Origin of the sequence: Scopulibacillus darangshiensis, assembly GCF_004341035.1 — a bacterium.
In the GTDB taxonomy this organism is placed as follows: Bacteria; Bacillota; Bacilli; order Bacillales; family Sporolactobacillaceae; genus Scopulibacillus; species Scopulibacillus darangshiensis.
The window spans coordinates 16570-31245 of sequence record NZ_SLXK01000049.1; the positions used below are offsets into that span (position 1 = coordinate 16570).

Here is a 14676-nt window from a genome sequence, read left to right on the forward strand (position 1 = left end):
TTCCACTATGTCCGCTATCCCTTAGAGTACTTTCTTGATGCCATGGTTTCGACGCATAAATCCAAATAAGGCCGCAAATCTAGCAACTGAAGACGCATATCACGCATGGAACGACGCATAAATCAAGCGGGGGGACGCAAAAACTTCACTTTTCGTCGTATAACAGTATAACACGGGAGGAGATAGCATGCTAAAATTTGATGAAAATGTCTATAGGGAAAATGCACGTCTGACATTTGAAACACGTGAGGAAATTGAAAACATTGCAGATGACATTACGAAAGAAGGATTTACAAATATTTTTTTCATTTCAGTAGGCGGTTCCATTTCAATCATGTGGCCAATTCAGGAAATGCTGAAACAACTGTCGGATATTCCTGTCTTTTCGGAGCAGGCGGGTGAAGTGATTTTAACGGGGCATAGACAACTTACAAAAGAATCTATTGTAGTTATGGCGTCTAAATCAGGTGATACAAAGGAAACGGTCGCATGCGCAGAATGGTGCAAAGCGCAAGGGTTTCGAACGGTATCCTTAGTGGGAACGCCGGGCACACCATTAGGGGCGGCAAGCCGCTGGGTGATCCCGAATAGGGCCAAAAATGGGGTTGAATTTGAATACATGCAATTGTTTCTGCTTGTTTTCAAACTCCTTTATAATGCTAATCAGTTCCATCATTATAAGAGATTTGCAGATCAATTGGAAAGTCTTCCGGAAAGTCTATTAAAGGCCAAAGAAAAATTCGAACCCGTAGCCAATGACATTGCGAAAAACTATCATCATGAGCCATATAACATTTGGATTGGCGGCGGCGAGATGTGGGGTGAGGTCTACCTGTTCGCCATGTGTATCCTTGAAGAAATGCAATGGGTGCGAACAAAAGCTGTTTCCTCCTCAGAATTTTTCCATGGGACGCTGGAATTAGTCGAGAAAGACGTCCCTGTATTTCTTGTGAAGGGGGAAGGGAAGCGCCGTGTACTGGACGAACGGGTCGAGAAGTTCTGCAAACAAAGGACAAAGAAGCTTATTGTTATTGACACAAGGGACTATGAACTAGACGGGATCGATGACGAATTCCGCTGGATTTTGGCGCCGGCTATTTCTTCGGCACTATTAGTTGACCGTTTGGCAAGACAATATGAAAAATACACAGGTCATGATTTAGATACACGCCGTTATTACCGCCAGTTTGCGTATTAAAAGTATTTACCCCAGAGCCGTTGAAAAGACTGCTGTCAAAATTATTAAACGGGGAAGCTGTGACATGTAATACCCATATCCACCCCCCGTAAGATACAAGCTTGCCGACGTACTATAAAAGAAGAACCCGGAACAGCATATTTTTGCCGGTGTCATTCTTTATGCGAGGGGATTCTATGAAAAAAATGGTTACCGCATCAAAAGAAAAGAACATGCCTGGGATGGCAGTGAATATTATTTAATGCGAAAAGATTTTTAAAACGGGTTAATTTTTTGAATATTTGGGGTAAAGTTAAGGTAACGTTGCTATTCGAAGCAATGAATGGCAAACAATCAAAGGAGATGATGTAATTGCGCAATCATATTCGCATTGAAGGCAGTGAGCTCACCATGCTCCAAAACGCAAAAAAAGTTGGCCAGGCGGATCCGAATAAACAGATGTCGGTCACGCTTTATCTAAGGCGCAGTGCCATTCAGTCATCATTAGAAACAAAGATTAATGAAATAGCAGAACGACCGCTTTCAGAACGTCAGCATTTCAACCATGGAGAATTTGCTAACACTTATGGTGTAGATTCTGAAGATATCAAGAGATTAGAAGACTTTGCCAATAGATATAATCTTGACATTAAAGAAGTTAATAGGTCAGCAGGGATCGTCGTTTTATCTGGGGCTACGGCATCTCTTAACCAAGCTTTTGGTGTCGAACTGGCTGATTATGAACATCCAGATTTTACTTACCGCGGACATACCGGGCATGTCTATATTCCGGAAGATCTCGCCGATGTTGTTCAAGGTGTTTTCGGTTTAGATAATCGCCCTCAGGCAAGGCCTCATTTCCGGCTTATGAATGAAAATGAGGTGTTATCACAAAATCGGGCAAAAGGCGTTTCTTACAAGCCGAATGAGGTGGCAAAATTTTATAACTATCCTTCCGATGTAGACTGCAGCAAGCAGTGTATAGGCATTATTGAATTAGGCGGCGGTTATCGCAAAGAGGATATCACAGCCTATTTTAAAGATCTTGGTTTGCCGGAACCACAAATAACGGATGTTTCCGTTGACGGGGGCAAAAACAAACCGACGGGAGATCCAAATAGTGCTGATGGAGAAGTTGGTTTGGATATTGAGATCGCTGCCGCAGTAGCTTCTGGCGCTAAACTAGCTGTTTATTTTGCGCCAAATACTGATGCTGGGTTTCTAAAAGCGATCACGACGGCTGTTCATGACAAAGATAATAAACCGTCTGTTCTCTCTATAAGTTGGGGATCTTCTGAAAGCAAGTGGACGAATCAGTCAATAAAAGCGATGAACCAAGCCTTCCATGACGCTGCGGCACTTGGTGTGACGATTTGTTGTGCGGCGGGGGACAGAGGTTCATCTGATGGGGAAAAGGATGGCCTGGCTCATGTTGATTTTCCAGCTTCCAGCCCTTACGTTATCGCTTGCGGCGGGACCAAATTAGAAGGGAAAGACGGGAAGATTACGAAAGAAGTGGTTTGGAATGAAAAGAAATATGGTGCAACAGGCGGCGGGATAAGTGATGTATTTGACCCGCCAAAATGGCAAGCAGATGCCAAGGTTCCGACCTCTGCCAATCCAGGGGATCGAAAGGGACGCGGTGTTCCCGATGTGGCAGGCAATGCTGATCCTGTAACGGGTTATCAAATTCTTGTTGATGGCAAACAGTTTGTTGTTGGGGGAACGAGTGCAGTTGCTCCGCTTTGGGCCGGGCTATTCGCCATTATTAATCAAAAGTTAGGCAAACCGATCGGACTCGCCAACCCTGATCTCTATAAACTCCCCTCTAAAGATAGTGCCTTCCATGACATTACAAGCGGGGACAATGACAGTACGGAAGAACATGGATCATATAAGGCTGACCAAGGATGGGATGCATGTACAGGTCTTGGAACGCCTGATGGCGACGAATTATTGAAAGCCCTGAATGCTTCACTTCATGATGTATCGAAATAAAATGGGACATTTTGAGGTTAACATGTTCTCAAAGTATTTGTATAAACGAAAAATCGAATTGAAAAGTGACGGATAAAGGAAACAAAATTTTTATCGAAAGATTAAAACAAAGAATTAAAAATTTCATGTTATAATAAAATTGGTACAATTCCGTATCTTTTTATGACTGTTTATGTTTTTAAAAGGAGGCTGATATTTATGAGGATATTTATAAAATATAGATTTGCAGCGGAGATGAAGAAATGCTTGGAGACGGCGAATAACTTATAATGAAAAGGAGTTTTTTTATTGAAGCAAGCTCTGCTAGTCATCGATGCACAACAAGAATTGATCGATGGAAATGATAAAGAGAAAAGTGTTTTCAATAAGGCGACTTTACTGGATAATATTAATTCAGTGGTAAAAAAGGCATTGGTCTCGGATAGTTTAGTTGTTTTCATAAGAGATAAAGATGTTGCTGAAGGAAAAGGCAAAGGATTCGAGGTCCATCAAGATATTGATATCCCACAGGAAGCAAAAGTATTTGATAAAGCGGCAACGAATGCATTTTACGGGACGCCATTATTAGTTTTTTTACAAGATAACAAGATTGATCATCTCGTCATTATGGGATGCAAAACAGAGCATTGTATTGATTCAGCGGTTAGAACGGCAACTGTAAGTGGCTTTGATGTCACCTTGGTAGAGGACGGTCATTCAACGACAGACTCTAGTCATTTAACGGCTGAACAGATCATCAGCCATCATAATGCCATTCTTCATGGGCATTACAATGTTGATAATTTTTCAATGGTGAGAAGGTCAGATGAAGACTTGTTTCAACCCAAACATGATGATTATCGATAAATAGCTATTACACAATCGTGTGAGCCGCATTTTTATTCAAAAATGCGGCTTCATGCTTTAATGGGTAATAAAGACACCAAGCAAATAGGCGGGAAAAGCCTCTAAAGGAGATTCAAAAGCTTTGGACAAATCGAGGACAACAACAGGCGATAAAATAATTGAAAGAAAAATACGTTACGACAATACAATTGTGGAGCACAGCTGTAGACTATTAAAAGCAAAAAAGCAACATGCCGTGCTTTTTCATAAGGTGCAGGATTCCTTTTCGATGACAGCCAATCAAAATAAATTAACCATACCCAAAGGCAGTTACACACTCGCATATTACTGGAAAGACAGACCCTTTAATTTATACATTTGGAGCGATGGCAGCGGGAATTATTTAGGCGCCTATTTTAATATCGTAAAAAATACATATATGGCTGATACACTTGTATCCTTTGAGGATTTGCTTATTGATATTATGGTTTTTCCTAATGGGGAGTACTATATATTGGACGAGGATGAGCTGCCCATTCCAATAGATCAATTTGAAAATGGATTTGTTCAAGAGGCTCTCAACTCATTAACCGACTCCATTGATGCTCTTCTCTCCGAAATTATTTCAGAGTCTGAAGCACTCATGCTATATCGTTCCTAACCACAATCTCTTCGACCTCTTAATCAATGATATGAGCCGATTCTTCCTTCCTTAGCGCAGGAAAATTCGCCTTTCCACTTCTAAAAACTGCCTCAGCTTATGGCTTGTCAAAATCTCGGTATTACCCCATATAATCAAAATTCCAAATCTCCCGTTTTCTCAGGATTATTTATCGGTAGAAACATTTACCTATTCAGAAAATATTGACTGTGCGAAAATTTAGTGATAGAGTTACCTAACAAATATTAGTTAGGTGATGAGATATGACAAAAGACAAGCTGATTCGAGCCGCAATCAATAACTTTTCAAAATACGGGTATCAAGGCGCAACGATGAGTAATATCGCAAAGGACGCGGGGATCAAACCAGCTTCTATTTATTATTTTTTCGAAAATAAAGAAGAGCTGATCCGGGAAGCGGTCCAGGCTATTTTAAATCATCATTTTGCAAGTATGAAAGAAACGTTCTACGAAAAAGAACGAGAGAATGTCAATGTATTATTTTCAGAATTATTTGGCAAGATTGTGCTGCACCATACGGAAAATGAGGATGAAACTAAGGCTTATGTCATTATGGTGAATTCACCGATTTCAAATATAAAAAAACAAATAAGCGACTATCTGCACACCTACAACAACTGGCTTGTAGAGCAGCTGACATCCAGCATTCGCCGGCATCATCCTGATTTGGAAGAAGCGACGATTAGCGAAATGATAGATTATTTTATTTTTATCGGGAACGGGTTATTCTGGGGTGTCGTTATCCACGACAAAGCAGGTATTCAAAGAAATCTGACACAGGCGAGTCATCTGATGGCACAATACGTCACACAAATATTGGGGAGTGGGCAAAATGAAAAACAACAAGGTCATTGAAGATTATGAACTAAAGCCAGTACCTGATGATAAGCGGAAAGGCTGGTTTCGGCTGACGATGGTATGGATTGCCGGGATTGTCGCTTTATCAGCGACAGCACTGGGCGGAGCGCTTGGCAGCGGCATGAGTTTAAACCAAGCGATCATCGCATCGTTAATTGGCACGTTTCTTCTATCCATTTTAAGTGCGGTTTGTTGTGTTGTTGGAGCCAAAACAGGGCTTTCGACAGCATTAGTATCATCATTTGCTTTGGGACGATACGGCTCCATGGCGGTTTCAGTCATTATCGCCATTTCGTTATTCGGTTGGTTCGGAGTCCAACTGGATCTGTTCGGTTCAAGTTTGCACAAGGTAATCATGGATGTGTTTGGACTGAATATAACACCAAGTGTGCTGATGATACTAGGCGGAATCTTAATGACATTGACAGCTTGCATTGGCTACAGTGCGATAGAAAAGTTAAGCATCGTTGCGGTGCCCCTTCTCGCCATCCTGTTGATCGGATCGGTATATATCACAAGCCGCTCATTTTCTTATGATCAACTCAACGGCATCGCCTTGACTTCGGATCCACTGACAATGGGCATGGCCATTTCATTGGTTATCGGTTCCCTGGCCGTCGGCGCCATCATCGGTCCGGATATTGCGCGCTACGCCAAATCGGTAAAGGATGCTACGATTGCTTCATTTCTAGGATATTTCGTTGGTTACAGTATTGTGTTGTTCATTTCTGCCATCCTCGCAAAAGCGACGAGCGAAACGGATGTTGTGGCGATCATGATCAGCATCGGATGGGGAACAGGCGGGATGTTGGTTCTAATACTCGCACAATGGACGACCAATAATACAAATTTATATTCTTCCGCATTAGGATTTTCCGTGATTTTTAAAAAGGTGCCGAAGTACGTCTTGACCATCCTTGCGGGGATTGTCGGTACAACGTTCGCGATATCCGGCATTTATGATAATTTTATTCCATTTTTGAATGTACTGAGCATTCTCATACCGCCTATTGGGGGCGTCTATACGGCAGATTTCATCTTTAGACACCGTGAATATAATTTTCGGAACATTCGCAGGATACCAAACCTGAGGCTCTGCAGTGTGATCAATTGGGCAGTGGCGTCAGCGTTGGCTTTTATGACAACGCCAAGTCCGACTGGTTTCGGATTATTTACTATTACAGGCGCATCAGGATTTGATGCATTCATCGCAGCGTTTATAATCCAACTCATAATTGGATTCATAGATAGAAAAAGAATTACCAAGGAGGAAGCGGCATGAGATTAATAGGAAAAGAAGAAGTGGAAAATATCGCGATAGGCGCGGCGTTGCTTGGCACTGGCGGCGGGGGAGATCCCTATATTGGAAAGATGATGGCCATTCAAGCGATTGAAAAATACGGTCCGATTCGTCTGCTGGACATTACGGAACTAGCTGATGACGATGTCGTTGTCCCTTCCGCCATGATGGGCGCGCCGACAGTCATGGTTGAAAAAATACCAAGCGGTGAGGAAGCGCTCGTATCCTTTAAAGCGCTTGAGCAAGTGCTTAACAAAGAAATTAAGGCAACCATGCCGATTGAGGCTGGCGGTGTTAATTCCCTATTACCATTGGCTCTGGCTGCAAGAATGGGTTTGCCTGTAGTGGACGGCGATGGCATGGGCAGGGCTTTTCCTGAACTGCAAATGGTAACCTTTTATTTGAATGGGGTCAGCACAACGCCGATGGTCTTATCGGATGAAAAAGGCAACAGCATGGTGATCAATACTGTCAATGGCGAATGGGCCGAAAAAATAGCCAGATCGGCAACCATGGTCATGGGCGGCTCTGTCATGAACGCCATTTATCCGATGACAGGCAGACAGGTTAAAGACGCCTCGATTTATAACACGTTGACCCTGGAAGAAAAAATCGGCCGCACCATTAAAGAGGCAAAAGCAGGCAAGCGAAATCCAGTTGATGATGTTTTGCAAATGCTCGGCGGGTTCAAATTATTTACCGGAAAAATAACGGATATTGAGCGCCAAACCGACGGCGGTTTTGTCAGAGGCACAGCAATAATCGAAGGACTTGACAAGAATAAGGGAGAACATTGCTATTTGGCATTTCAGAATGAGAATCTGCTTGCCAAAACAGATACAGATGTCTTGTGCATGACACCTGATTTAATCACAGTGCTTGATACAGAAACAGGCCTGCCGATCACAACGGAAGGATTAAGATATGGTGCAAGAGGGACGGTTATCGGCATTCCTGCAGATGAGAAATGGCGGACGCAAAAGGGAATAGATATCGCGGGACCGAGATATTTTGGCTATGATTATGATTTTACACCGGTCGAAACGTTACAAGCGAAAGGCGGGAATAAATGATGACATATCGAATAGGCATAGATGTTGGCGGCACGAATACGGATGGTGTATTACTAGACAGGGAGATGAACGTAATCCACTCTTTGAAGACCCCGACAACCACGGACGTGGAAACGGGAATCTATCATGCCGTCCATCAGTTAATGAAGGCTTCTCATATTGATAAGGAAGACATCGCGTTTGCGATGCTCGGAACAACTCAATGCACGAATGCGATTGTCGAGAGAAAGAAATTGAACAAGGTCGCTGTGATTCGGATCGGGGCGCCCGCAGGCATGGCGATCATGCCGCTTACCGGCGTTCCGGAAGATCTGCGGTCAATCCTTGATAATCATACCTATATTGTAGAGGGCGGGCACGAGTTTAATGGCGATGTGATCTCTGCATTAAATGAAACGGAGCTTAAGGACATTGCCGAAGACCTGAAGGGGAAAGTTGACTCCATTGCGATTACTTCTATCTTCTCTCCGGTCAATAAGGACCATGAAAGCCGGGCGGAAGAGATTTTCCGCGACGTAATGGGTGATGACATTGCGGTTTCCTTATCAAGTGAAGTGGGCAGTATCGGCCTATTGGAAAGGGAAAACGCGACCATTTTAAATGCGGCGATCATTGACGTGGCAAAGACAACCGCAGATGGATTCGAAAAAGCATTGATGAATAACGGCATCGCTGCAAAAGTCTTTTTCTGCCAGAACGATGGGACACTGATGTCCAAAGCGTATACATTGAAATATCCTATTTTAACAGTGGCTTGCGGCCCGACGAACAGTCTGCGCGGCGCTTCATTTTTAACCGATAATAAGGATGCCATCATTGTCGATGTCGGCGGAACAACGACGGATATTGGGGTGCTGGTCAAAGGCTTTCCGCGCCAATCATCCATCGCCGTCGAGCTAGGCGGCGTGCGGACCAATTTCCGAATGCCTGATATTAACGCGATTGGTCTCGGCGGCGGAACGATTATTCGGATAGATGGGGATAGCTTTAAAATCGGTCCTGACAGTGTCGGACATCGATTACAGGAAGAAGCGCTGGTATTTGGCGGGACAACCCTCACAGCTACCGACGTTGCGGTGGGACTCGGTGTTGTGAAACTTGGCAACCCGGAAAAAGTATCACATGTCGATAAAAACCTATTTGCAGCCATTTACGGACGTATGGTGGAAATGGTTGAAGAAGCCATAGATAAAATCAAAACAAGTGCAACCGATGCACCGGTGATTTTAGTCGGCGGCGGCAGTGTCCTATTGCCTGAACAAATTCAGGGCGCATCTTACGTGCTTCGCCCCGAAAATGGCGGTGTCGCCAATGCCATCGGTTCGGCGATCTCCCAGATCAGCGGTGAAATAGAAAAGATCTATTCGATCAGTAAAGACAACCGGCAAGAGATACTAGATAAAGCAAAACAACTTGCCCTCACCGAAACAATCGAGGCAGGCGCTGACAGCAATAAAGTCGAGATCGTCGACATGGAAAGCATCCCCTTGGCGTACCTGCCAGGCAACGCAACGAGAGTCAAAGTGAAAGCAGCAGGGGATTTGGCGTTGGGGTAGGGGAAGCATAGGGAAGCAATTTAAGATTGGTGAAAAGGTGATTCCATAACTGGAGTCACTTTTTCATACCCACTATTTTCGCATGCCGAGCTCTAGCTGCCCACTTCATGCGGCCTAATTAGAACTGACATAAATTCACGAAATGCGGATGTTTTGACAATATCTTTATGATTGATAAAACGTGTTGAAATGGTTTTGTATTCGCCCGGAAGTGTAAACTGGTTGACATTTTCACTGTGTTCAAGTTGATCAGCCACCGATTTTGTTAAAAGTGAGATGCCCAATCCGGCTTTTACACAACCTATGGCGCCATCTAACGTATTCAGTTCCATGGTCTTTGCCAGCTGAACGCCTTCGGATTTCAGCCATTTCTCGAAGATATCTCTGTAAAAGCACCCAGATTTAAACACAATTATCGTTTTGTTTTTCAATTGATCAACGTCTATGCTCGAAAGGATTTGTTCCTTTGCGACTAGAACCAGCTCCTCCTCGAAAACCATGATATCTTCCAGTTCCGGATGATTAATGTCACCGGCAATGAAAGCACCTTCTATGTCACGTTCCAAAACCGCCTTCATAAGGCTGTTCGTTGTACCGGTTTGCAGAGATAATTCCACCTGCGGATAACGATCATGATAAGCCGATAAGATCCGCGGTAATCGGGAAGCTGCCGTTGTTTCCATTGAGCCTATGGACAATGTTCCGTTCGGCACGCTTGTATTTTTCAACGTTTTTTCAGCTTCATCCATCAGATCGAGAACTTGTCCAGCATATGATAAAAGACCTTTACCTGTAGAGGTTAGTGTCACGCCATGTTTATGACGATAAAATAGCTTGGTTTCATAGTTTTGTTCTAATCGCTTAATCTTTGCGGTCACATTGGATTGAACAAAGTTTAAACTCCGAGCCGCCTTCGTGATATTGCCCTCTTTCGCGACCAATCGAAAAACACGTAAATCTTCCAGGTTCATGGTTAACTTCTCCAATCCCTTATATATATATCAATATTATTGATGATAATCTTCATAGGTTTCAAACTGATTTTTCGACCATGATATAATCCATAATTTTATCTTAATAAAAATTTTCAAGGTATTTTTCTATTTCTTCAATTGAATTTATAGAGAATTTTTTATCTTTATAACTTATAACGCCCTCATTTATGCACAGAGCAATTGAACGATTTAAACTTCTGATTGGTGCACTGACCTCGCTTGATAAAATTTCCTTTGTAAGGTTATCTAAATCACCAATTTTATAATGATTATGTATACTTAATAAGATGCGATCTTTAACTGTTAGCAGCGATAACTTTGCAGCAGTATCTGAACTTAAAATTAATTTTGAGGCAAGTTGTTTAATTATGTAAAAATTAAAATTAAAATCGATTTTCATCCATTCATAAACCTTTGTTTTATGGATAGCTATCGTTTCACAATTTTGTTTTGCAATAACACCGAGTGTTTTAATGTTTTCATTAAAAATTTCTATCTCCCCAAAACAACTATATGAATCATAAATATATAGGGAAAGCATCGTTCCCTCATAACTTTGTCTATACACTTCTGCCATACCTGTAGTTAGAATATAAAGATAATTATTTTGTTCATGCGGGTGAATAATAAGGCTGCCTTTCTTGTGTCTTCTATAAATAAATTCTTTCTTAATATGCGTTGGGGCATCATTCACAATATCTTTAAAATCCATATTTTCACCTTCTGTTTGCTTTTGGTCATATGACCTATTTTCATTATAAATTGAATTATATAATAAGGCCAAATAAGAATTGGAGGTCTTGTTATGAGGAAATTAATTATTGACACAGATACTGGAAGTGATGATGCTGTCGCGTTAATTATGGCACTAAAATCAACTAATCTTAAAGTAGAAGCGATAACAACTGTTTGTGGCAATGTCCCAGTTGAATTAGCAACAAAGAATGCACTAATGACGATCGAAGTCGCTAATGGTCAAAAGCCACCTCTTTATGTTGGAGCAGCCAAACCACTTACGCGTGATTTAGTTACAGCTGTAAATGTTCATGGTGAAGACGGAATGGGGGATTGTAATTTAATAAATCCTACTCTTTTTCCAGAAGCCAAGCATTCCGTAGATGCTATCCTTGACATTATTGAAAATAACCCTGGAGAAATCGAAATTATAACCATCGGCCCTGTTACAAATATTGCCCTTGCTATTTTAAAAGCACCTGAAACAATGAAGAAGGTAAAACATATATACACTATGGGTACTTCCGGCTTTGGCCCTGGAAACACTACACCTGTCGCTGAATTTAATGTGTATGTTGATGCAGAGGCATATAGTATTATGCTCAACTCAGGCATACCTACTACCATCATTGGATTTGATGTATGTTTAGGAGAAGCTGCTTTAAATAAGGACGATATGGATGTATTACTATCAAGTGGTAAGGAAGAAGCTGTGTTTTCCGTTAATTGTAACCGTTCCTTGCTTGAATATAATTTACAGAGAAGTAATGAACATATTGTTGACTTGCCAGATGCTGTGGCAATGGGTGTTTTATTATGGGATGACATCGTTCTTAAAGACAAGTTATGTTACTGTTATGTGTGTACCATAGAAGAAGCTGCATATGGTCAAGTGATAGTAAATGACGGTAGTAAACTTGCCATTTCTGATGGCTTTGCAGGTCATACTCCTAATGCAACTGTCTGTAAGACCATTGACCATAAGTTATTCAAGAAACGGCTATTGGAATTATTGGTAAGTTAACATTACGGGGTGTTTCGGCTTGGTTATGGTTTCATTATTATGGGGAGCTAAGGAAATAAGGTCATGCAGAGCTAAATTGAATGAGGGAACGGTAACTCCAAATAACATTTTTAAAAAATAAGGTGGTCTCTAATTACAGCTAAATCCAATGGTGAGTTCTAGTGAGTTCGCCATTGGAATTAGCTAATTAAGGAAACTTTCTCTTATTGAACTCTAATGGTGACAAACAGCCTTATATCCCTTTTGGAAGTAGAATTAACACCGATACTTCAGTATATTTAGATGGATCAAGCCTTTTCAAAAGAACTGATTCCGTTACCGATACGGATTGAGGACCTAGTAAAAGTTCTTACTGGATTGATATTTATTACCTGTGGGAAGAAATATAGATTCGGAGGTTTTATATGGAGAGACGGGCCTCCTATTGGGTGATATAAAAATTGATTTATCACCTTAAATTTCATAAAAGATAGGAGGGATGTGAAATGGGTTTTATATTAACCTTTTTTAGTATATGGATTTGCAGTTTTTTAATAGCCAGGATTTTCGCTTCTATTGGCGGAAAGTGGAGTCTATTCGGTAAAACTTATTGGAAAAATGATTTGTTAATTACTCTGGCTCAATCCATAATTATTACAATAATATTAGTATTGTTCATATCTCAATAACGGGACAATCGCGGTCGCATTTTTTCTTGTTGAGCTAACAGGAGGATAGTGATCAACAAGTATTTATGTTATAAAACTGTTAATATATGTAAGGGTGGTTTAATATTGTGGATAGTCATTTATCTTTAAAAAAGCATTTATGTAACTTAGAAGAAAGTTTATTGAACCTGAAATTCGTTTAGCTCCAAGCGCGCTTGAAGAACTTTTAGCAGAAGGTTTTTTTGAATTTGGAAGTTCGGGAAACGTTTGGCTTAGAGAAGATTGTGTGGGGGAAGACGGAGTTGGTTTTAGGGATTTGTCCCTTTATGATTTTGAAATACATTCTTTATCAGAAAGTGTGGTTCTTGCTACATATCGTGTAAAAGATAAAACTAAAAACCATAATACTCTGCGCAGCTCGATATGGAAATTGATAGATGGCAGGTGGCAAATGTTTTTCCATCAAGGAACAATTACGAAATCTGACTAAAATTAAGCTATCGGGTGGCTAGTCTTCATGAAGGAGAAGCGCTTTTTTACTGAAATAAGGAAACGTGATGATTTGTTCAGATAGAGCACATTAACAATTAAGAGAGGGGACTACCCGTGGAATTAAAGTGGTTAGAATATGCAAAAAAGTTACAGTCGATCGCTCAGGCAGGGATTACTTATTCAAAGAATAAGTACGAGCTTGAAAGGTTCGAACAAATACGAGATATTAGTATTCAGATTCTTCAAAACTACACTGACATTGAACACGCAAAAATAAGAAATTTGTTTGCTAATGAAACAGGCTACCAAACACCAAAAATAGACGTGCGCGGAGCTATATATAAAGATAATAAGATTTTATTGGTAAAGGAAAAGAATGATGGGCGTTGGGCATTACCTGGGGGATGGGCCGATATTGACACTTCTTTATCTGAAGCGATTATTAAAGAAGCTAAAGAGGAAGCGGGTTTGGTTGTCCTGCCCAAAAGAATAATTTCCATTTTTGATTATAAAAAACACGCTGCGAAACCTTTGCCATATGGCGTGTACAAAATATTCGTAGAGTGTGAGTTAATAAAAGGGAGTTTTAAAAATAATATTGAAACTTCTGAATCTGGATTTTTTGAGCCTGAATCATTACCTCCATTGTCATTAAATAGGAATACTAGAGAACAGATTGAACTTTGTTTTGAAACTAGAAAAAAACAATGTCATGAAGCAATTTTCGATTGAGTTCACTAACGGGAGCTTATATAAAGGGGTGCTGCGGCACTTGGGAGGAACATTCATGGGTAAAAAGTGACCAAATAGCAGAAAGTGTCATGATCATGAGCGAAAATGTTTTATAAAACCACTTACTCTAGATGACGCTGAAGCAATGTTGAAGGTCCAAAATGAAAATCGTGAATTTTTTGGGGATTTCTCAATGATTATTACTTCAGTGAAAACTCTAATCAATAAAACGAGCTTGAGGTTAGAAAATATTTGGCAAATAATGGGAATTTCAGTCAATATCCGTAACAGCCTCGTTTGGTAAATACCTTTGGAGGGTTTTATGCGTCGTTCTAGACGAGATATTCGCGTCTTCGGCTGGCAATTATGCGTCCTTATTTTGAAATATGCGTCCAAATAAGGTGTATGCGTCTCCGAGGTTTTTTTATGTCGTACGTTCCGAAGAATTGAGCATTAATCTATATAATTACTATTTTTATCGGACTGTGTGGAGTTAGAATAATAAGTGGACACCCCTTTAACGGAAAGGAGGAAAGAGTATAATGTCAATAACAAGGAGGGGTCTCCGTGGGTGAGATACGTA

Annotated in this window: 13 protein-coding genes; 11 read left to right on the forward strand and 2 right to left on the reverse strand. The window is 41.0% G+C overall.

The genetic code is table 11. The annotated features are described in order from the left end of the window. Window positions 1-187: 187 nt before the first annotated feature. The 8 genes from EV207_RS20150 (at window position 188) to EV207_RS20185 (ending at window position 9468) form a co-directional block, all read left to right on the forward strand. A complete protein-coding gene (locus EV207_RS20150) occupies window positions 188-1198 on the forward strand; it encodes an SIS domain-containing protein (RefSeq protein ID WP_132747960.1) in 1011 nt (336 codons plus the stop codon). A 351-nt stretch (window positions 1199-1549) separates the two neighbouring features. Next, window positions 1550-3175: a S53 family peptidase gene (locus tag EV207_RS20155; RefSeq protein ID WP_243647176.1), complete on the forward strand. Its 1626-nt coding sequence runs from the start codon at window positions 1550-1552 to the stop codon at window positions 3173-3175. A 288-nt stretch (window positions 3176-3463) separates the two neighbouring features. Then, the gene (locus tag EV207_RS20160; protein ID WP_132747961.1) at window positions 3464-4021 is read left to right on the forward strand and encodes an isochorismatase family protein; all 558 of its coding nucleotides are present in this window, start codon (window positions 3464-3466) and stop codon (window positions 4019-4021) included. Between the two features lie 121 nt (window positions 4022-4142). Beyond that, window positions 4143-4661 (forward strand): ribonuclease FAU-1 family protein, encoded by a 519-nt coding sequence (locus EV207_RS20165; protein ID WP_132747962.1) that lies wholly within the window; start codon window positions 4143-4145, stop codon window positions 4659-4661. Window positions 4662-4924: 263 nt separating this feature from the next. Continuing rightward, window positions 4925-5536: a TetR/AcrR family transcriptional regulator gene (locus EV207_RS20170; RefSeq protein WP_132747963.1), complete on the forward strand. Its 612-nt coding sequence runs from the start codon at window positions 4925-4927 to the stop codon at window positions 5534-5536. Then, window positions 5514-6821, forward strand: coding sequence for a purine-cytosine permease family protein (locus EV207_RS20175; protein WP_132747964.1), 1308 nt, complete (start codon window positions 5514-5516; stop codon window positions 6819-6821). The genes EV207_RS20170 and EV207_RS20175 overlap by 23 nt, the downstream gene beginning before the upstream one ends. Then, the gene (locus EV207_RS20180; protein ID WP_132747965.1) at window positions 6818-7912 is read left to right on the forward strand and encodes a DUF917 domain-containing protein; all 1095 of its coding nucleotides are present in this window, start codon (window positions 6818-6820) and stop codon (window positions 7910-7912) included. Before EV207_RS20175 ends, EV207_RS20180 begins: the two co-directional genes overlap by 4 nt. Next, entirely contained in the window at window positions 7909-9468 is a 1560-nt protein-coding gene (locus EV207_RS20185; protein ID WP_132747966.1) for a hydantoinase/oxoprolinase N-terminal domain-containing protein, read from the forward strand. The genes EV207_RS20180 and EV207_RS20185 overlap by 4 nt, the downstream gene beginning before the upstream one ends. Before the next feature lie 92 nt (window positions 9469-9560). Here EV207_RS20185 and EV207_RS20190 read toward each other — a convergent pair whose 3' ends face one another. Together EV207_RS20190 and EV207_RS20195 are read right to left on the reverse strand one after the other, a co-directional pair. Further along, window positions 9561-10439 (reverse strand): LysR family transcriptional regulator, encoded by an 879-nt coding sequence (locus EV207_RS20190; RefSeq protein WP_132747967.1) that lies wholly within the window; start codon window positions 10437-10439, stop codon window positions 9561-9563. A 103-nt stretch (window positions 10440-10542) separates the two neighbouring features. Continuing rightward, complete coding sequence (locus EV207_RS20195; protein WP_132747968.1) at window positions 10543-11175, reverse strand: Crp/Fnr family transcriptional regulator; 633 nt, start codon at window positions 11173-11175, stop codon at window positions 10543-10545. 93 nt (window positions 11176-11268) lie between these two features. On the opposite strand from EV207_RS20195, the gene EV207_RS20200 reads away from it, so the two are divergent. The 3 genes from EV207_RS20200 to EV207_RS20210 all read left to right on the forward strand — a co-directional run bounded on the left by EV207_RS20200 (window position 11269) and on the right by EV207_RS20210 (window position 14093). After that, complete coding sequence (locus tag EV207_RS20200; protein WP_132747969.1) at window positions 11269-12222, forward strand: nucleoside hydrolase; 954 nt, start codon at window positions 11269-11271, stop codon at window positions 12220-12222. An 840-nt stretch (window positions 12223-13062) separates the two neighbouring features. Next, entirely contained in the window at window positions 13063-13359 is a 297-nt protein-coding gene (locus EV207_RS20205) for a nuclear transport factor 2 family protein (RefSeq protein ID WP_341539814.1), read from the forward strand. Between the two features lie 116 nt (window positions 13360-13475). Continuing rightward, window positions 13476-14093: an NUDIX hydrolase gene (locus EV207_RS20210; protein ID WP_132747970.1), complete on the forward strand. Its 618-nt coding sequence runs from the start codon at window positions 13476-13478 to the stop codon at window positions 14091-14093. Window positions 14094-14676: the final 583 nt, after the last annotated feature.